This is a genomic window from Mesobacillus persicus (assembly GCF_900109925.1).
GTDB classification, from domain to species: Bacteria; Bacillota; Bacilli; order Bacillales; family Cytobacillaceae; genus Mesobacillus_B; species Mesobacillus_B persicus.
This window is the reverse complement of the sequence record NZ_FOBW01000001.1, coordinates 143457-163699: the sequence shown is the minus strand read 5'-3', so window position 1 is coordinate 163699 and position 20243 is coordinate 143457. Positions and strand designations below refer to the sequence as shown.

19 protein-coding genes and 1 riboswitch are annotated in these 20243 nt (G+C 41.0%); of the genes, 1 reads left to right on the top strand and 18 read right to left on the bottom strand.

Annotated elements, in window-relative coordinates; all coding sequences use genetic code 11:
• Positions 1 to 335: 335 nt before the first annotated feature.
• From BMX30_RS00790 to BMX30_RS00750, 9 genes are all read right to left on the bottom strand, one after another.
• Complete coding sequence (locus BMX30_RS00790; RefSeq protein WP_090740241.1) at positions 336 to 1088, bottom strand: SDR family NAD(P)-dependent oxidoreductase; 753 nt, start codon at positions 1086 to 1088, stop codon at positions 336 to 338.
• A gap of 89 nt (positions 1089 to 1177) precedes the next feature.
• Positions 1178 to 1576, bottom strand: coding sequence for an acyl-CoA thioesterase (locus BMX30_RS00785; RefSeq protein WP_090740239.1), 399 nt, complete (start codon positions 1574 to 1576; stop codon positions 1178 to 1180).
• Positions 1577 to 1688: 112 nt separating this feature from the next.
• Positions 1689 to 2294, bottom strand: a complete 606-nt coding sequence (locus tag BMX30_RS00780; protein WP_090740237.1) for a branched-chain amino acid aminotransferase — start codon at positions 2292 to 2294, stop codon at positions 1689 to 1691.
• A 2-nt stretch (positions 2295 to 2296) separates the two neighbouring features.
• Positions 2297 to 3946 (bottom strand): DEAD/DEAH box helicase, encoded by a 1650-nt coding sequence (locus BMX30_RS00775; RefSeq protein ID WP_090740235.1) that lies wholly within the window; start codon positions 3944 to 3946, stop codon positions 2297 to 2299.
• 140 nt (positions 3947 to 4086) lie between these two features.
• A complete protein-coding gene (locus BMX30_RS00770; RefSeq protein WP_090740233.1) occupies positions 4087 to 4392 on the bottom strand; it encodes an iron-sulfur cluster assembly accessory protein in 306 nt (101 codons plus the stop codon).
• Positions 4393 to 4595: 203 nt separating this feature from the next.
• On the bottom strand, positions 4596 to 4955 hold the full coding sequence (locus BMX30_RS00765; RefSeq protein WP_090740231.1) for a Na-translocating system protein MpsC family protein: 360 nt from the start codon (positions 4953 to 4955) through the stop codon (positions 4596 to 4598).
• Between the two features lie 187 nt (positions 4956 to 5142).
• The gene (glsA, locus tag BMX30_RS00760; RefSeq protein ID WP_090740229.1) at positions 5143 to 6084 is read right to left on the bottom strand and encodes a glutaminase A; all 942 of its coding nucleotides are present in this window, start codon (positions 6082 to 6084) and stop codon (positions 5143 to 5145) included.
• A 7-nt stretch (positions 6085 to 6091) separates the two neighbouring features.
• A complete protein-coding gene (locus BMX30_RS00755; RefSeq protein WP_090740227.1) occupies positions 6092 to 6520 on the bottom strand; it encodes an EamA family transporter in 429 nt (142 codons plus the stop codon).
• Positions 6521 to 6636: 116 nt separating this feature from the next.
• On the bottom strand, positions 6637 to 8313 hold the full coding sequence (locus tag BMX30_RS00750) for an ABC1 kinase family protein (RefSeq protein WP_090740226.1): 1677 nt from the start codon (positions 8311 to 8313) through the stop codon (positions 6637 to 6639).
• A gap of 254 nt (positions 8314 to 8567) precedes the next feature.
• Here BMX30_RS00750 and guaC point away from each other — a divergent pair, with 254 nt between their 5' ends.
• Positions 8568 to 9551 carry a GMP reductase gene (guaC, locus tag BMX30_RS00745; protein WP_090740224.1) on the top strand — a complete coding sequence of 328 codons (984 nt, stop codon included), beginning with the start codon at positions 8568 to 8570 and terminating at the stop codon, positions 9549 to 9551.
• Between the two features lie 189 nt (positions 9552 to 9740).
• Here the strand turns inward: guaC and ppdK are convergent, their stop codons facing one another.
• From ppdK to BMX30_RS00700, 9 genes are all read right to left on the bottom strand, one after another.
• Positions 9741 to 12404 (bottom strand): pyruvate, phosphate dikinase, encoded by a 2664-nt coding sequence (gene ppdK, locus BMX30_RS00740; protein ID WP_090740222.1) that lies wholly within the window; start codon positions 12402 to 12404, stop codon positions 9741 to 9743.
• Positions 12404 to 13225 (bottom strand): pyruvate, water dikinase regulatory protein, encoded by an 822-nt coding sequence (locus BMX30_RS00735; RefSeq protein ID WP_090740220.1) that lies wholly within the window; start codon positions 13223 to 13225, stop codon positions 12404 to 12406. Before BMX30_RS00735 ends, ppdK begins: the two co-directional genes overlap by 1 nt.
• Positions 13222 to 13875, bottom strand: coding sequence for a transcriptional regulator CcpN (ccpN, locus tag BMX30_RS00730; protein WP_280139913.1), 654 nt, complete (start codon positions 13873 to 13875; stop codon positions 13222 to 13224). Before ccpN ends, BMX30_RS00735 begins: the two co-directional genes overlap by 4 nt.
• A gap of 242 nt (positions 13876 to 14117) precedes the next feature.
• Positions 14118 to 14870 carry an exodeoxyribonuclease III gene (locus BMX30_RS00725; protein WP_090740218.1) on the bottom strand — a complete coding sequence of 251 codons (753 nt, stop codon included), beginning with the start codon at positions 14868 to 14870 and terminating at the stop codon, positions 14118 to 14120.
• A 190-nt stretch (positions 14871 to 15060) separates the two neighbouring features.
• Positions 15061 to 15531, bottom strand: a complete 471-nt coding sequence (gene ribH / locus BMX30_RS00720) for a 6,7-dimethyl-8-ribityllumazine synthase (RefSeq protein ID WP_090740216.1) — start codon at positions 15529 to 15531, stop codon at positions 15061 to 15063.
• 14 nt (positions 15532 to 15545) lie between these two features.
• Entirely contained in the window at positions 15546 to 16739 is a 1194-nt protein-coding gene (locus BMX30_RS00715; RefSeq protein WP_090740214.1) for a bifunctional 3,4-dihydroxy-2-butanone-4-phosphate synthase/GTP cyclohydrolase II, read from the bottom strand.
• A gap of 13 nt (positions 16740 to 16752) precedes the next feature.
• Complete coding sequence (gene ribE, locus BMX30_RS00710) at positions 16753 to 17409, bottom strand: riboflavin synthase (protein WP_090740212.1); 657 nt, start codon at positions 17407 to 17409, stop codon at positions 16753 to 16755.
• Between the two features lie 13 nt (positions 17410 to 17422).
• The gene (gene ribD, locus BMX30_RS00705; protein WP_090740210.1) at positions 17423 to 18505 is read right to left on the bottom strand and encodes a bifunctional diaminohydroxyphosphoribosylaminopyrimidine deaminase/5-amino-6-(5-phosphoribosylamino)uracil reductase RibD; all 1083 of its coding nucleotides are present in this window, start codon (positions 18503 to 18505) and stop codon (positions 17423 to 17425) included.
• 139 nt (positions 18506 to 18644) lie between these two features.
• A riboswitch (FMN riboswitch) is annotated at positions 18645 to 18792 on the bottom strand.
• A 99-nt stretch (positions 18793 to 18891) separates the two neighbouring features.
• Entirely contained in the window at positions 18892 to 20160 is a 1269-nt protein-coding gene (locus tag BMX30_RS00700; protein ID WP_090740208.1) for a LysM peptidoglycan-binding domain-containing protein, read from the bottom strand.
• Positions 20161 to 20243 lie beyond the last annotated feature (83 nt).

Here is a 20243-nt window from a genome sequence, read left to right as displayed (position 1 = left end):
ATTCGATAACATACTAAAGGGGTTTTTGAAAAAGGCTGTTATTGTAAACATTGTTGCTTTTGAACAAGGAAAGGTTGATTCCGCTCCAGGCGCTTGCTTTCCGCGGGGCGGGCGGTGAGCCTCCTCGTCGCTGTGCCCCTGTGGGGTCTCACCTGTCCCGCTGCTCCCGCAGGAGTCAAGCGCCTTCCGCTCTAATCAACCGGTTTGATCCAAAGTTCTCATTTATAAAGACAATGAAAAGCAGCAATCTTTTAGATAACAGCTAAAAAAAAGCACACTGGCTTAGAGACACCAGTGTGCTATATCGTTGTATAAATACAACCTCTCTAGTCATTCTAGAAAGTTAATCCACCACCATCAACATGAATAGTGGAACCTGTAACATAGGAAGAATCGTCAGAAGCTAAAAATAACACGGCTTTAGCAACCTCTTCTGGCTGACCAACCCGGCGTAGAGCGTTCGCCGAAGCAATAATTGGCCACTTCCGCTCATCATCTTTCCAGCCTTGAACGATATCTGTATCAATAACTCCCGGTGCAACCGCATTTACGCGAATATTTTTACTGCCATATTCTAATGCTGCATTTTTAGTTAACAGGATGACGCCACCCTTAGAGGCGTTATAAGGACCAACATATTTCTTCCCTTTGAATCCTAATAAGCTTGAAGTATTTATGATGGATCCCCCGCCACGCTGCTCCATTTTGGGGAGGGCAAATTTCATCCCTAGAAATACCCCTTTAAGGTTAATATCCACTACGCGATCCCATTCTTCGACTGGCACATCAGCCAATTTCACTTCTTCTCCACCAACGCCGGCATTATTGAAGAGAATATCAATTCCGCCATATGTATCAACGGTTTTATTAATTAGTTGTTCTACTTCATCAGGATTCACCATATTCGCCGAAACACAAATAGCATCGCCGCCAGCTTCTTTGATAAGAGCAACAGTTGCGGAAGCGCTTTCTTCATTCACGTCAGAAACAACCACTTTCGCGCCTTCCTTCGCAAATAAATAAGATGTTGATCGGCCAATCCCACCGCCACCACCTGTAACAATGGCGACTTTTCCTTCTAATCTCATAAACTATTCCTCCCTCAGTCTAGTAATTTATGTACAAACATAGATTTATTATATCCGTTATTTTATAAATATTCAATTTATTCTGGATATTACTCAACACTAACCAGATGCTGACTAAGCTTTTCACGAATATCATCAGGAATCCGTTCGGATTTTTGCTCAGAAAAATTAAAGTTTACATACACGGCAAACCCTTTCGCGCAAAGCTTCCCCTCTTGGTGAATTTCTTCGTACACTTTTAGACTCGTATTTCCTATTTCTTTTATCCACGTTTTAACCTGTACATTTTTCCCATAATAAATTTGTTGAACAAAATCAACGTTGAAGTTAATAATCACCATTTTCCAATCATCTTTGCTTAAATCTGGTGTGAAAAGCTTAAAAATCTCGTCCCTTCCAGACTCAAACCATACAGGAATGACAGTATTATTAATATGGCCTGCCCTGTCTGTCTCGGACATTCTTGGGTCAATTATTTTTTCAAACATAGGTCACCTCTACTCCTCTGACTTTACTGAGATTATAGTCTTATTCGCCACAAACTTACCGATTCCTGTAAAAATTTAAAAGCCTCCTTCATTAACGAAAGAGGCTCCGAACTTAATCTTCTTTTTCCATGGCTTCTCCGAGTTTAAAGAGAAATTGATAGATAAGCGTATATGCTTCTCGAATCGTCATTTCCTCGTTAAAGCCTGCTACATTATTTAAGGCGAAGTTAACATTCCATATTCCCTCATTTGCATCAAACATCAAATCCACTCGAGCATCCTCGCTATCGAGTTCTTTAGCAAAGAAAGACTTAATTCGCTGATCGAATTTCTTCTGTAACTTCAAACCTAGCATGGCATTATAGGTACCAAATACATCGTCCACTTCAAAAGAAACAGCATCGACACTCACAAGGTCAAACCATTTTGATTCCATGTACATAAATTCAGTCTTATGTTTCTTGAAATACTGAATAGGCTGGTCCAAAAAGCTTGCACCTTCTTCACCGAGGAACTCGTTTGTTTCTTTATCCCCCCGTTCAAGATAGGCATCATCAAATCGTCCGGTAGGGGCTTTCTCGACAATTTTTATACCTTCCCCAAAAAGCTGCCTCTTCTTAGCAAACTCCATTTCTTCCTGATAGAGCTCGATTGTTTTGTTATCTCCACTCTCTTTTACAGTGTCGTTGATCCATTTTTCTACTCTTTTTCCGAGCATATCTATTGCCTCCCTCTTCTTTGACCCTGGCTTGTTTTCATTTTAGTTTGTTGCCGTGCAGAACCTGACTTCTGATTACTTCTTCTAGTTGAGTTGTTATGTGATGAGTTGCTATCTTTTCGGCCTTCATTAAAGCCCTCTCGTTTCACACCTCTTTGTTGTCCATTATCGGACGCCCTACTTCTTAACCCCTGAGTGGATCTGCCTTGATTTCGCTCAGCATCCCCTTGTCTTGTCTCCGGTCTATTTTTATTTCTATCTGATTTTCCGCCCTGTACACGTTCATTTTTGGTCCGGGCAAATTCCGTCTTATTTTGACCACGGTCCGTTCGACTTTGATTGTCATCTGTCCTGCTGTGGCGGCGTTCTGCTCGAGGTTGTGGTTGTTCCCTACGATCTTCTCTGCGGCTGTTCCTTCCCTGCTCACCACCCGTTTTACCTGTTCGGCTTCTCGTGCCCTGAGCTTTGTCACGACTTCTTCCTTGTTTCGGCCGTCGAGGTTTTCTTTCGCCCGTAGCTTCCGTATCCTCGCTGTCGGTATTCCCAACGTTCTTTTTATCAATACGAATCTTTAAGCTTTCTTCAATTTCGTCAAGAAGTGGTCGGTCTTTTGAAGCGTACAGAGTAATCGCTAAACCCGTCATCCCTGCACGACCAGTTCGCCCAATCCGATGAATATAGCTTTCAGCATCTAGAGGAATGTCGTAATTAAAAACATGGGTAACCCCTTCTACATCAAGACCTCTTGCAGCCACGTCGGTAGCGACCAATAATTGAATCTCAGCATCCCGAAAACGCTTCATGACCTGCTCGCGTTTTGCTTGTGAGATATCTCCATGTAACTCGTCACTTGAAAAACCATGTGCCTTTAACGCATCTTGGAGCTTACTCACTCTTCGTTTTGTTCGGCAAAAGATAACCGCTAAAAACGGCCGATGTGTTTCAATTAATTGAATTAACGTCGCTTGTTTTGCACGGTCAACCGTGTGAATCGCAATCTGCTTTACATTATCAGCTGGACCCTGTGTTTTTTCAACTTGGACATATTCTGGGTCTTGCATATGCTTTCGAGCCAGCTTTCTGATTTCCTGTGGCATGGTTGCTGAGAACAGCATTGTTTGTCGGCTATCAGGTGTTTCATGAATAATTCTCTCGACTTCATCTAAAAATCCGATATGTAGCATCTGATCTGCTTCATCTAAAACTAGGTGCTTTACATCAGACAGTTGAACTGTCCCTCTGCTAATATGATCTAGTAGGCGGCCGGGTGTTCCAACAACAATTTGAACATTTCTATTCAATTTCTTTAACTGCTTTTCTACGTCCTGGCCACCATAAACAGCCAATACTTCCATTCCGTCGATATTCGCGATTAGCTTGTTCACTTCTTCTGTTATTTGCAAGGCCAATTCTCTCGTTGGAGTGACAATAAGAGCTTGAATCGAAGTTGCATCTGGCTTTATCTTCTGTAGGATGGGCAATACAAAGGCAAATGTTTTCCCCGTTCCTGTTTGTGCTTGCGCAATTAAATCTTTTCCGTCCAATACATAGGGAATCGCTTGTTTTTGGATAGGAGTGGCTTCGATTATGCCAACCTCTCGCAGTTTTCTAGTTAAAGCTTCTGATATACCTAAAGAACTAAAATCAGGCAATTAAATGACCTACCTTCTCGTTAACTTAATGTGATTTTTCAATACTAAATCTGTCTATAATGAGTGTTTATCCTTAAACTAGCAAATATTCATTGTCCAATAAAAAACAACGTGACCAAAAATCACGTTGCATAGGACGTTTAATGTCTATGTACATGTGGACTTTTTGAAGGGTTTGTAATCACAAAATCCTCTTTTGGGACATAAAAATACTGGATCCAAACACCGTCAAGAAATTCTTCCCTTGAATCAAGTAGAATATCAATCCCCTTGTCTGTTTTTACAATCTCATCATGCTCTTTTGGCGTATCAAAAACAATATTATAATGAGCATGATCTCCATGCATATAGTCAATGGCTACACGAATCATTTTGCCTTCCGCTTCTTCTGTACTTAACATCTCTGTTAAGACCTTTGCTGCGTTTCTGTTAATTTTGCATTTCATTGTTTTCCCTCTTTTCTACCATCATCATTCCTACAATAGCATAGTTTTACCAATGTAGGCAAAAATGAAAACATAAATTCAAATTCACAACATTTAAAAATTTAGACTGAAATAAAAACCGGTCCATGGATAAAAGGAGCTCGCACCCCCTTCTCAAAGACCGGTTTATCTTTAATGACATTTTGTTTTTAAAGATCTCCCAATTAAGCAATAGTGGCTTCGACATTCTCTTGCATAATAAAAATCATCAGGCGCTCCCCTGTTTGGGTGCTAATATCAGTATGGAAACTAATCACTTCAATTCCAAACTGGTCAGTCATGATTTCTTTTAATTGGTCTGTCCCAGATTCAACCAATGTGGCCCGAATCTGTTTCACAGACATCATTCCTTCAAAAGTTGCTGCAACCGTTTTTTCAGCAGGAGTAAGAACTCCTTTTAAACTGACAATAATCATATTTCTTAAAATATCTGTCTTTACTGTCAGTGAGCCCCGACCTAGATAATCTTTTTCCCATTGAGTAATTAGACGGGAAATCTTATTTTCAAGCTCCCCTTTTGACATGTTTCCTCCCACATAGATGGAAATCATCCATATCTCATACGATTGTTTTTTTCAAGTTAACTAAACGAAAACGAAAGAAGTAAAGCGTGCTAAAACAATATAGGTATTGAGAATATAAGGATAATTAACCAGTTATAATCTTTTTAAGATTTTAATAAATATACATTGATTTGTAAAGGTAATTGTTCTAGAAAATACTCAAATTATATTTTTCAGACATCATCTTAAGCAATTTTACACCACCAATGCTGTTTCCCTGTTGGTCAAGTGACGGTCCAAAAATGCCAATGCCAAAGCGGTTACGAATTGACCCCATGATTCCACCTGAAACTCCACTTTTTGCTGGGATACCAACGCGAACAGCAAACTCTCCTGATGCATTATACATTCCACAAGTAACCATAAATGTCTTGCACAGCCTGGCAACCTCAGCTGGAATAATCCTTTTTTCTCTAACTGGATCAATGCCATCCATTGCAAACACGAGTCCTATTTTCGAAAGATCTAAGCAATCCATTTCTATCGCACATTGCTTTGTATACAAATCTAATAGTTGCTCAACGTCCTCGTCAATGATCCCATCCTGCTTCATATAATAACTTAAGGAGCGATTCAAATAGGCGGTTTCAAACTCAGATGTAGCAACTTCTTTGGAATAGGAGATTTCACTATGACCGGCTAAATCTCTGATGAATTCAAGGATGCGTTGGAGCCGTTCTTCAACTGATTCCCCTTTAATTAAGTGCGTAACGGCTAGGGCTCCTGCATTAATCATAGGATTCAATGGTTTCGCGGAGCGATTGGTTTCAAGTTTAATGATCGAGTTAAAGGGATCTCCCGTTGGCTCATAGCCAACTTTTTGAAACACTCCGTCCTCTCCACAATCCATCAATGCCAAGGCCAAAGTCAGCACCTTTGAAATACTTTGCAAAGTAATTTTTTGCTCGATATCTCCCGCAGAATAACAATTTCCATCTTGATGATAAATCGCAACGGACAAATCATCCCGGTTCGCTTTCATTAACGCCGGAATATAATCGGCCACTTTTCCGTGCTTCGTTTGCTTTTTTGCTTCCATAACAAGCGCATTTAGCTCTTCATTCGATTGGCAAGGCAAAATTACCACCATCCCTTAATTATCCTAAAGCAGTTAAAATAACCCCTGCAGTAATAAGTAAAATCCCAAAACCGTTTAGCATACTAATTTTCTCTCCAAGAAAAAATAGCGCCAGCACAGCAGCAATAACAACACTTAGTTTGTCAATCGGTGCAACTTGTGTGACTTCGCCAAACTTTAATGCTAGAAAATAGAAAATCCACGATGTTGCCCCGGCCACGCCACTAAGAACAATGAATAAAAGGGCTTTACGATCCTCTAAAATTTCTGGTACTTTTCCTAAATTCCCTTGAAACATGACCACTCCAAATAAGAACAAAGTCATAATGACAGCCCGTATCGCTGTTGCCGTATTAGAATCAATATCCTGCAAGCCGATTTTGCCAAAGATTGACACGAGTGCAGCAAACACAGCGGAAAGTATTGCATAAATAAGCCAAGACATAATAATCCCCTTCCTAGCAACATCGAATTGTTTTCCTATAACCTTATGGTTTCATTCGAGCTCTCTAAACATGCAAAAAAAGAACGATGCGGAAACATCGCTCTTTTCTCCTTACTCACTTAAAACAAACCTGACTTAAATATCGAGACTAAAATCCATAAAAACATGAAGAACCCAATAAATATACTTACTTCAATAATTGGTAGCCCAGTAGGGAAGGAAGCATTTCCAAAGGTAACACCAATAACGACAGCTAATAGAACAATGCTAAAAGCGATCATACTTAGGCTGAAGCTAATCTTATTGCTCACTCGGTCTAATTTTTTTAGAATTTCTTTTATTTCCGAAAGACTTGCCACTATGGTTAATTCACCATTTATCGATTGATTTACAAGCTTTTCAATTTTCCCAGGCATATTGGTCAAAGAGTCAGAAAAACTTTCCGCATTTTCTAACATTCGTTTGCCCATATTGGCAGGGTTATAACGGTCAAACAAGAGCTTTTCTCCATATGGTTTCGCAAGTGTAAGTAAATTAATGTCCGGATCAATCTCCTTGATAATTCCTTCCACTGTGATAAGTGTTTTCGCGGTCATCGTAAGCTCACTATTAATAATAATCTGATGGTCCTGTGCCGATGCAAAAACTTCCTGAATCGCCAAGCCTAGGTTCAGCTCACCTAAAGGAATATGAATATACCGCTTTCGGATTCGTTCAATATCATCATAAAAATTCTTTTCATTTACAGTGGGTGGCACGTCAGCAAGTCGATAGAGCGCTTTTACAATCGTATCGGTATCTTCTCGCATTAAGCCAATTAGCAGGGTGGTTGCATCATACCGCATCCTCGCGGTAAGACTTCCTACCTGGCCAAAGTCAATGAGCCCAAGACGGTCTTCCACATAATCATACCTGATATTTCCCGGATGCGGATCAGCATGAAAAAATCCCTCAACAAAAATTTGACCGACAAAAGATTCTACAAGTAGGTCCGCTATTTTTCTTTTCCTTTCCATGGGCAAAGAAATAATCAGACGATCTGTTATTTTCACCCCCGGCATCGCCTCTACTGTTAAGATGTGTGAGGTCGTGTAATCCCAGTAAACAGTTGGTACTTTTATCCGTTCATGACCATTAAATTGCAATTGAATCGTTTCCGTATTACGAGCCTCTTGCAAATAATCTAATTCTTTTTTTATCGATTTGGACAGCTCATTCACTACTGCGGATAAACGGTAGTCTTTTGCCAGTTTATATCGCTTCTCTAGGAGGATAGCTAAATCCTTTAGTATTTCTAGATCCGTATAGACGACCTTGTGAATCCCCGGCCGTTGGACCTTGACCATTACATGTTCCCCTGTTTTCAAAATTGCCGAGTGAACTTGCCCAATCGAAGCTGCAGCTACGCATTTTTCATTAAACTGGAGGAAAATTTCCTCAACCGGTTTGCCTAGTTCTTTTCTAATACTCTCATTAATTTCTGCTACTGGAACAGATGGAACATGGTCTTGTAGCTTTTCTAGTTCACGGATTATTTCAACCGGGAGAAAGTCACTTCGGATACTGAGAACTTGACCAATTTTAATAAAAGTCGGTCCAAGCTCTTCGAACAAGCTCCGTATTCGATTTGCGTACTCCTTTACATTCCCCTCCCGAAAATCCGTTAGTACACGCTCTTTCGTGCTCACCAGATGTCGAAGACCGATTTCCTCTATTATATATACGTATCCATTTCTAGCGATGATTGAAACAATCTCTCGATATCGATTCATTTGCCGTATCCGATTTGTTACCATGCCATCACCTTAGTATTCTAGAGAATTTGGAGATTTCTACCTATATTATAGCATCGGAACATCTTTTCCAGAGATTGTTAGAAGACAAATAGGTGACAATGCTCTGATCGTGTTCACCCTTGAAAGTTAAAAAAGCCAAAGATAAAAATGTTCAAAATCACTTTGACAGATTATTAAAAATAAGGTATATTACGTAATGTCCGAACGATTTTTAAAACAAATTAATATAACATTCGTTTTTAGGGGTGTAATTCATGGAAAATGTATTTGATTATGAAGATATTCAGTTGATTCCTGCAAAATGTGTCGTTAACAGCCGTTCTGAATGTGATACTAGTGTCACTCTAGGAGGACGTACCTTTAAATTGCCAGTCGTTCCTGCCAATATGCAAACGATTATTGATGAAAAAATCGCTCTTTATTTAGCTGAGAATGATTACTTTTATATCATGCATCGTTTTGAGCCTGAAAAGCGCATTGAATTCGTAAAAGACATGCATGCACGAGGATTGTTCGCATCAATTAGTGTCGGCGTGAAAGAGGACGAATACGATTTCATCCAACAACTTAAAGAGGAGCAACTTGTACCAGAATACATCACCATTGATATCGCCCATGGCCATTCAAATGCTGTCATTGAAATGATTAAGCACATTAAAAAGAATTTGCCTAATAGTTTTGTTATTGCCGGTAATGTCGGTACTCCAGAAGCAGTAAGAGAGTTAGAACACGCGGGAGCTGATGCAACAAAAGTAGGAATTGGCCCTGGTAAAGTTTGTATCACCAAGATTAAAACCGGTTTTGGTACTGGTGGTTGGCAATTAGCTGCCCTACGCTGGTGTGCTAAAGCTGCAAGTAAGCCCGTTATCGCTGATGGTGGAATTCGTACACACGGAGATATTGCCAAATCTGTCCGCTTTGGTGCGACAATGGTCATGATCGGTTCACTATTTGCCGGTCACGAAGAATCTCCTGGCGAAACCGTTGAGCGTGATGGTTTCCTATATAAGGAATACTTCGGCTCCGCTTCAGAGTTCCAAAAAGGCGAAAAGAAAAACGTCGAAGGAAAAAAAATGTTTGTTGAGTACAAAGGGCCTCTACAAGAAACGTTAACTGAAATGGAGCAGGACCTACAGTCATCCATCTCCTATGCCGGTGGAGACAAACTAAGCTCCATCCGCAATGTTGATTATGTTGTCGTGAAGAATTCTATTTTTAACGGAGATAAAGTGTATTAATCAATGAGGAAATCAAGATAAAAAGCGAAAAAGCTGTTTATTGACGAACAGCTTTTTCGCTTTTTTAACCAATACTATAACCGTAACAAAAGACATGCTAACTGATGCAACTGGTCACAAATATATTTTCTAAAATGAAAGGGGAATCACCAATTCATCTAGGAGATTCCCCTTCTTTGCTTCATTCTATTACTTTACTACTAGCTCTTTTTCCTTACTATAACGAATGGTCGCTTGCGCGGCTGCTAAACGGGCAATTGGTACCCGGTACGGGGAGCAGCTAACATAATCTAACCCTGTTTGGTAACAGAATTCAATCGAGCTCTTTTCGCCGCCATGCTCACCACATATGCCTGTTTTCAATTCAGGCTTTGTTTGGCGACCAAGTTTAACCCCCATCTCAACAAGCTTACCAACACCTTCACGGTCTAGGACAGCAAATGGGTTTTCTGCTAATACTTTATTCTCAATATAGTTCTGAAGGAATTTTCCTTCCGCGTCATCCCGACTATAGCCAAAAGTGGTTTGTGTTAAATCATTCGTCCCAAATGAGAAAAAGTCTGCTTCTTCAGCAATTTGGTCCGCTGTAAGGGCTGCACGTGGAACTTCAATCATCGTCCCTATCGTGTAGATGAGGTCCTTACCTGTTTCCTCTTTTACTAGATTCGCAGCCTCAATCACGAGCTGACGCATTTCTTTTAGCTCGTTGACATGCCCGACAAGTGGAATCATGATTTCCGGTTTTGCTTCAATTCCTTTTTCAGCCAACTCGGCCACTGCATAGAATATTGCTTTAGCCTGCATTTCATAAATTTCTGGGTGAATCATCCCCAGACGACAACCTCGATGACCAAGCATTGGGTTAAACTCATCAAGTTGACGTACTTTCTTCAATAGTAGTTCTTTTTCTTTTAATTCTTTTGATTCCGGATTTAATAACTGCAACTTAGTCGTTTCAACGATTAGCTCTTCTTTGTCCGGAAGGAATTCATGAAGCGGTGGATCAAGTAGACGGATTGTAACTGGGAAACCATGCATTGCCTCAAGAATGCCTTCAAAATCACTTTGTTGCATTGGCAAAAGTTTAGCTAGTGCTACTTGCCGGTCTTCGAAGGTTTCAGCAAGAATCATCTCTTGAACGATTGGAACACGAGTTGGGTCCATAAACATGTGTTCTGTACGGCAAAGTCCAATTCCCTCAGCACCGAATTCCCGTGCTTTTTGTGAATCTTCAGGGTTATCAGCATTCGTACGAACCCTAAGTTGACGTTCTTCATCCGCCCATGTTAGAAGCTCTTGGAATTCGGAAGACAGCTCTGGTTCAATCATTGGGATTTCACCAAGCATCACTTCTCCGGTCGCACCGTCAATCGTTATAATGTCGCCTTCTTTAACAACTGTTTCCTTGACATGAAACTCTTTTGCTTGTAAATCGATTTTCATCGCTTCACAACCACAAATACAAGCTTTCCCCATCCCTCGTGCTACAACAGCCGCATGGCTCGTCATTCCACCACGACTGGTGATAACAGCCTGGGCAGCAATAATTCCATGAATATCGTCCGGTGTTGTTTCCTGACGAACTAAAATGACTTTTTTACCGTCCTTAGCTAAGAGTTCAGCCTCATCAGCATCAAATACGACTGCACCAGTTGCCGCTCCTGGTGAAGCAGGTAGTCCTTTCGCTAACTGAGTGCGGACAAAGGTATCATCAATCCGGCGGTGTAATAGCTGGTTCAATTGTTCTGGGTCCACGCGAAGTAACGCTTCTTTTTTACTAATAATTCCTTCTTTGACCATTTCAACCGCAACGCGAATGGCAGCTTGAGCGGTACGCTTTCCATTACGAGTTTGCAAAATAAACAACTGCCCACGTTCTACGGTAAACTCAATATCCTGCATATCCAAATAATGTTGTTCAAGCTGTTTACATGTAGCTACAAATTGTTCATAGACTTCAGGCATTTCGTTTTGTAATGTGTTGATCGGCTGTGGTGTACGTATCCCCGCAACAACATCTTCCCCTTGGGCATTAATTAAATACTCACCGTAGAGTAAATGTTCGCCCGTCGATGGATTTCGAGTAAAAGCAACACCTGTACCGGAGTCATTCCCCATGTTCCCGAAGACCATACTTTGAATATTGACCGCCGTACCAAGATGGCCAGGAATTTTATTCAGGCGGCGGTACACGATTGCTCTTTGGTTATTCCAAGAATCAAACACCGCATTAATAGACAAGAATAATTGCTCTTTCGGGTCTTGCGGGAAGGGCTTGCGTGTATGCTTTTTCACGATTTGCTTATAACCAGCAATCACTTCTTTCCAATCTTCAGCGGTAAGTTCTGGGTCGGAACGATATCCCTTTTCTTCACGCGTTTCCTCTAATAAACGCTCAAAAAAGAACGTGTCAACGTCAAGAACGACATCTGAGAACATTTGAATGAAGCGTCTGTAGGAATCGTAAGCGAAACGTGGATTGTTTGTCAGGCGAACCATTCCTTCTACCGTTTCATCATTCATGCCTAGATTTAGGATGGTGTCCATCATGCCCGGCATGGAGAAAACAGCACCCGACCGGACAGAAACCAAAAGTGGGTTTTCTGGATCTCCAAGTCTCTTCCCTGTGTTTGCTTCAAGTTTATTTAATGCTAGTAAAATCTCATCCTGTACTTCTACTGGGATTGTTTTAGCAGCGTCATAATAGGCATTACATGCTTCCGTTGAGATTGTAAAGCCAAAGGGAACAGGAAGTCCAATGCTCGTCATTTCGGCAAGATTGGCTCCCTTTCCACCTAGAAGTTCCTTCATTTCACTATTTCCTTCATTGAACATATACACAAATTTGTTCATTATGTATAGCTCCTTTCGCTTTTTAAAATGTCTAAAATTTGGCTTGCTGTTTCTTCCACGGCCTTATTTGAAACATTGATGACTGGGCAACCTACACGTTTCATAATTTTTTCGGCGTAGTCAAGTTCCTCTAATATGCGTTCAAAGCTTGCATAATTGGCCTGTGAGGTAAGTCCCAGTGCTTTCAGGCGTTCGGTGCGTATTTCATTTAACTTATCTGGAGAGATAATCAAACCTACACATTTCGAACGAGGTACATTAAACAATTCATCCGGCGGTTTTACTTCAGGGACGAGAGGTACGTTCGCCACCTTATACCTTTTATGTGCCAAATACATCGACAACGGTGTTTTTGATGTCCGTGACACACCAATTAAGACAATGTCGGAACGAACAATTCCACGAGGATCACGGCCATCGTCATATTTAACCGCAAATTCTATCGCTTCGATTTTACGGAAATAATCATCATCAAGCTGCCTCATTAACCCTGGTTGCTGATTAGGTGGCTTTTCGAATTTTTGTTCAAAGGCGTTCATTAATGGGTTTAATAAATCAACAGCCAAGATGCCTTCTTCGGTAGCACGCCTATCAAGATAGTCTTTTAACTGCGGAATCACTATTGTATAGGCAATAATCGATTGGTTACTTTGTCTCGCTAAAACGAGAACATCTTCAATATCTTCTACATCTTCTACATAGGAGTTCCTTCGAATATCAACACTTCCCCCGTTGAACTGGGTAGCAACAGCTTTTACAACAAATTCAGCGGTTTCCCCTACAGAGTCGGAAACAACGTAAACAACTTCCTTTTTTTTCAAAGCAACTTCACTTCCAATCCTTCAGTTTCAAGAAGCTCAACATATGCTCGTGTAATCGTGGTTTTCGTGATTCGCCCGATTACCTCATAAAGCTGGTTTTCCCCATCCACTTCTCTTACAACTGGTAAAGAGTCTATATGATTGTGTATCAACTTTTTTGCTGCATCGAGAAGGGTTTCATTATACTGGACCGTTACGATATTGGGCATCCTTGTCATAATTACGCTAACTGGCAGCTCTTCAAGATTGTTATTGCCAATGGCAGCCCGCAACAAATCTTTACGGGAAATGACACCTGCTAAAAGGCCATCCTTATCCACTGCATATAAAGTACCAACATCCTCTAGGAATATTTGCACAATTGCATCATATACGGAAGCCGATTTTTGAACAACAATTGGATGGGCTTTATAATTATTTACAATTTGTTTTGCTAAGCTCGCAGCATTTTGCCTTGCTTCACTTTGGGGATTGTAAAAATAGCCAACACGTGGCTTTGCATCAAGATTTCCAGCCATCGTTAAAATCGCTAGATCCGGCCTTAGCGTTGCTCTAGTCAAAGAGAGCTTTTCTGCAATTTGTTTTCCTGTAATCGGTCCATCCTCTTTGACAATCTCTAAAATCTCCTGTTGACGTTTTGATAGTTTCATTGGAATCACCGCCCCTCATAGGAACACATCAATATGTATCATTATTTTTCAAAACGCTCAATTGTGTTATGCTTATTTATATATAGTATATTACATTTAAACATTATTCGGTACAAGAGATTTTTTATTATTTGACAAATTTTCGAATTATTACACCTAATCAATCTGTCGACAACAAAAAAAATAGGCTGACCCCGTATATTGGATCAGCCTTGATCTTTTTTAATTTGAATAAAACTCTCTTAAATCATTTCAAGTAAAATCGGACAGTGGTCACTTCCCAGCACTTCAGAATCAATAGCGGCTTTTGAAATTGCAGGTGCTAATTTCTCCGAAACAATGAAATAATCAATCCTCCAGCCAATATTTCGCTCACGCACCTTATTCATATAGGACCACCAAGTATAAGCCCCTTCTTGGTCAGGATGCATATGTCTAAATGAATCGATAAATCCACTGGCAAGTAAATCTGTCATCTTTCCACGCTCTTCGACAGTGAACCCTGAATTCCCTTTGTTCGATTTATGATTCTTTAAATCTATTTCTTGGTGAGCAACATTTAAATCTCCACAGAGAACAACTGGTTTTACCTTATCTAAACCAAGCAAATATTCTTGTAGTCGATCCTCCCATGTTAAACGAAATGATAGACGGGCAAGATCCCGCTGGGAGTTTGGCGTGTACACATTCACCAAATAAAAGTCATTAAATTCAAGGGTGATTGCTCGCCCTTCAGAATCATATTCTTCCATACCTATTCCATATTGGACCGAGATTGGTTCTATTTTCGTAAAAACGGCTGTACCTGAATACCCCTTTTTAACGGCATAATGCCAATAATCACGATATCCCTCTAAATTTAAACTTATCTGTCCCTCTTGTAGCTTTGTTTCTTGAACACAGAAAATATCCGCATCTACCTCTTTAAAATAGTCTAAAAATCCTTTATTGCAGCAAGCACGTAGCCCATTTACATTCCAAGATATAAGTTTCATAAGATATTCCCCTCAATTTTATCTGTAGTATCTTGATGGCACTTCAATAATAATCATCATTTTAACCCATTTTTACAAAATGCTCCTCAAAATCAATAAAAGCAATAAAAATAAGGATAGCTAATACGGCTATCCTTAAAATTATAATACAAAATCTAAATACAATTAACCGAGGAGTCCTATCCAATTTTTACTGGTCTAAGCTACGGCAAAGGTTTGCCATTTCAATCGCTGATGAGGCAGCATCCCAGCCTTTGTTCCCTGCTTTTGTACCAGCTCTTTCAATCGCTTGTTCAATAGAATCCGTTGTAAGAACACCAAAGACGACTGGGATTCCACTGTTCATTGCAGCTGCAGAAACTCCTTTTGCAGCCTCATTGCAGACATAATCAAAATGAGGAGTTGCCCCGCGAATAACAGTACCTAATGTAATTACTGCATCATAGCGACCACTGTTTGCCATTTTTTGGGCAATCAATGGAATTTCAAATGCACCTGGTACCCAAGCTACGTCAATATCTTCTTCAGCCACACCATGTCTTTTCAAAGCATCTTGAGCACCGCCGAGGAGTTTTCCTGTGATAAACTCATTAAAACGGCCAACTACGATGCCGACTTTTAATCCTGTTGCTACTAAATTTCCTTCAAATGTTTTCGCCATTATAATTCCCCCTATTATATATGAAGCATATGACCTAGTTTCGATTTTTTCGTTTTTAAATAGTGCTCGTTTTCTTTTTTTGTTTCCATTTGAATAGCGACCCGGTCTACGACTTCGAGACCGTAACCACCTAGTCCGCTAATTTTTCTTGGATTGTTTGTCAATAGCTTCATCTGACGAATTCCAAGGTCTCTCAAAATTTGGGCACCAATGCCATAGTCGCGGAGATCTGGTCCAAATCCTAGTTTTTCGTTCGCTTCTACTGTGTCCAAACCTTGTTCCTGAAGCTTATAAGCCCGCATCTTATTAATCAGACCAATTCCTCGACCTTCTTGACGCATATACAGGAGTACACCTCTGCCCGCTGCTTCAATCTGGCTTAAGGCAGCATGAAGCTGAGGCCCGCAATCACAACGGAATGACCCAAACACATCACCTGTGAGGCATTCGGAATGAACCCTGACAAGTACTGGTTCTACTGTCGTAACATCGCCTTTGACAAGAGCAACATGTTCTTTCCCATCCACAGCATTTGTATAAGCAACCGCTCGGAAATCCCCATACTCTGTCGGAAGTTCGATCTCAACTTCTCTTTGAACCAGATTTTCCTGTTGATTACGATAATGAATCATATCCTTAATAGTAATCATTTTTAAACCAAATCGATCGGCAATTTCCCTTAATTGCGGAACTCTCGCCATTGAGCCGTCTTCATTCATAATTTCACAGATGACACCCGCAGGTGCGGATCCAGACATTTTCGCAAGATCTACCGCTGCTTCCGTATGACCAGCTCTTCTTAATACTCCACCTTTTTTCGCAACCAATGGGAATATATGTCCTGGTCGTTTAAAATCAGCAGGCTTTGAATTTGGGTTAATTAATTCCTGAACCGTTGTGCTCCGCTCGTGAGCAGAGATCCCAGTAGTAGAGCTGCGATGGTCGACGCTAATCGTAAAAGCCGTTCCATGTGGATCCGTATTATCATAGGTCATCGCATTCAATTGAAGCTTTTGTGCCAGTTCTTCTTCAACCGGAACACACACAAGGCCACGCCCATGCGTTACCATGAAATTAATTGTCTCCGGGGTAGTTTTTTCGGCTAAGGCGATAAAGTCTCCTTCATTTTCTCTGTCTTCATCATCACAGACAATCACAATTTTCCCGTTTTTCAAATCCTCAATTGCATCTACAATTTTATCGAACATTTACCTTCCCCCCTTATGCAAATCCATTATCTTCTAAAAAACTTTTCGTCAGTGAAGTTTTCTTTTGTCCTTGTCCAAGTCCTGTGCCTCTTAAATAGTGTCCCACGTATTTACCAATCATATCGCACTCAATATTCACCATATCACCGGATTGTTTTTGGCCGATTATCGTTTCTTCCATCGTATGTGGAATTAAGGAAATCGTAAACGTGTTCTCTGATAGACCAAAGATGGTTAAGCTTGTTCCATCAACTGTAACAGAGCCTTTCATAATCATACCGGAAACTAAGTCTTCACCTACTTCAATCTCATAGTAAACCGCATTTTCTACTCGTTCTTTTCGGACAATTATTCCAGTGCCATCAACATGACCGGAAACAAAATGTCCGCCAAACCGGCCTCCTGCTGCCATCGCCCGCTCCAGATTAACCTTTGAGCCAGGTTGGAGCGCTCCGATATTGGTTGCTTTTACCGTTTCCGGCATGACGTCAACAGAAAACTTCCCAGCTGTAAACGAAGTAACAGTGAGACAAACACCATTAATTGAAATACTATCCCCTAGATTTACATCCTTCAGTACCTTCTCAGCATGAATGGAGACTTCAAACATCGGGCCTGTCCTACGAATTCCAGCAATCGTTCCAATTTCTTCAATTATTCCAGTAAACATCGTTATCAACTCCCTATCGTGGCTTAGCCATTACGCGGATATCTTCACCAATCCTTGTTACATCTTTGATTTGTAGATCCACGACATCATCCATATGTAAGATTCCTTCTCCACCGAAAACTGACGGGGCCAGCTTTCCTCCAATTAGTTTCGGAGCAATGTAACTGATAACCTGTTGAAAGGCACCTGCTTTAAGAAAGCTTCCATTAACTTCGGCCCCACCTTCTACGAACACAGAGGTAATGCCGCGATTTCCAAGTGCACTTAAAACATCACGAATGTCTATTCTGTCTGTCTCGAGTTGAATCACTTGAACACCGGCAGCTTCCAGCACGGCTATTTTATCTGAATTAGCTTTGGTGGTGGTTATTAGCCATGTAGCAGCCTCTCCATCTACAATGACTCGAGCATCCATTGGTGTTCGGAGTGTTGAGTCAAGAATAATGCGGACCGGATTTTTCCCGCCTCCCGGTAGCCTAGTGGTTAGGCTTGGGTCATCGGTCAGAACTGTATTCACTCCTACTAAAATGGCATCATGTACATGGCGAAGACGATGAACATCCTGTCTTGCAGCCTCTCCGGTAATCCACTTGCTTTCTCCTGTGGCCGTCGCTGTTTTCCCATCTAAACTTGCAGCCGATTTCAAAGTGACAAATGGTAAGCCTGTCTCGATAAAATGAAAGAAAACATCGTTCAATTCGAGAGCTTCATGTTCTAGGACTCCGGTATCCACCACGATCCCGGCATCTCTCAACTTACTAATACCGCGTCCTGATACAAGCGGATTGGAATCTGTCGAAGCCACGACAACCCTTTCAATGCCAGTTGAAATAATAAGGTCAGCACATGGGGGGGTCTTCCCATGGTGGCTGCAGGGCTCTAGTGTAACGTAAATCGTCGCTCCCCTTGCCTTATCTCCGGCCATCCGAATTGCATGGACTTCTGCGTGGGGCTCTCCTGCTTTTAAATGAGCACCCATTCCGACAATTTGATTGTTTTTAACAACCACAGCACCTACCATCGGATTAGGCGAGGTTTGACCCTCAGCACTTCTCGCCAGTTCAATCGCCATCTTCATATACTCTTGATCATTCATTCCAACAGCCTCCTAGCAAACAAGAAAGGACCCAAAAGCATCTCTAAATACAGATACTTCAGGGTCCTTAAAATGGCAATAGAAAATTAAGGGTTAAAAACGAGCAGACTTCACCCATGATTACAACCCAAGATTTTAAAATTTCCTTCTCCCATCCAGACTATAACTGTCGGCTCTGGAGTTTCACCAGATCCACCGCTTAACGTATACGTTAACCGGGTCACGGACTAAGAAGCCAACGCTTCATCACCGCCGGTTGGGAATTACACCCGACCCCGAAGGAATATTATATTTAAATCTTATTATATGCTTTTTATAACAAAAAAGAAAAGAAAAATTATTCATAATATAAAAAAAGAAGAAAGATTTCCCCTTTCTCCTTTTTATCAAGATTTAATAATGTTAACCCTGTCTCTGACATAAGCCCAGTTTTGTGGGGCTGGCAGGCTTAATTGCCAAAAGGTCGTTCCCAATAGTCCATATAAATCAATAAGCCGATATTTTGCAATATAACTTCTAATGTCCTCAAACCAAACGAAATGTTCCTGATCATTTTGCCGGTATTGGTAGAAGGGCGAATCTGCACGTTCATCATACTGAATAGGTCGCCAGTGAGCGAGGGCTACGTTCTGCGCTGCCATTACAGATCTTGCAATCGTTGTGTTGTCCGGAACAATTTTATCATATCCATAAAGAGGCATCGCAATCTGGAGTTTTTTAGGATTTATTTGGGTGAGTGAATACATAACTACCTGCTCTATCCACCAAGCAGGGGATACCGGATCAGGGGGGCCACCTGGATAACCATAATCAATCGTCATCACGGCTACGATATCGGCAATTCGTGCTATCCCCTGGTAATCATAGGCACCGATAATCGGATTATTGGGTATATCTTCAGTTTTCGCGTGAACGTTTACATGAAGAATCAATGTTCCAAGTGCCTCTTTAAGTTCTCTAAGGAATGCGAGAAAATCACTCCGCCTTGCCGGAGGTATAAATTCAAAGTCAATGCTAATACCGCTATATCCACGTTCTCGACTTAATGCGATTAAGCTGTTAACTAGATTTTTACGAAAATCGGGGTTTTCAAGCACTCTCCCAATTAATTCGGCACTAAACTCGCTACCAATTTGATTGCGTATCATTAATAAAGGATTAAGCCCTAGCCTCTTACTTGTAGAGCTTAGCTCACGGTCTTCAAGTTGTACATAGGCATAGCCCTCAGCTGTAAGTGAATAAGCCGCCACTGCCAAATAAGTTATCTGTCCTGCTAACCTAGAAACTTGTTCAATGGCGGCTTGTTGTGAGTATGGAACAATAAAACCGAGCGTGACCATTTCCACTTTAACGTCTGTGGGAATCGTAATAATCTGCCCAACACTTAAAGAGTTTTGAGCGAGTGCAGGATTAGCCTCGGTGATGGCTTCAAGTGTCGTATTATATAGAACGGCTAGTTTCCAAAGACTATCCCCAGACTTAATACGGTATAAACGGTATGGTGACTGGTCCCTTGGAATATAGAGTGCAAGTCCAGGAGTTAGGGAATTTGTTGATGGCAACCCATTATCCGACATAATCTCAGAAATCGAAACTCGATACATCCTTGAAATGGCCCAAAGAGTTTCCCCGCTTTGTACAACATGCACACCCATTCAACCACACCTTTTCGGTTCTTTAAGTAGAATGTTTAGTGCTCTCTACACGTTAAAATCCTACTTATTAACCATTTTATGGT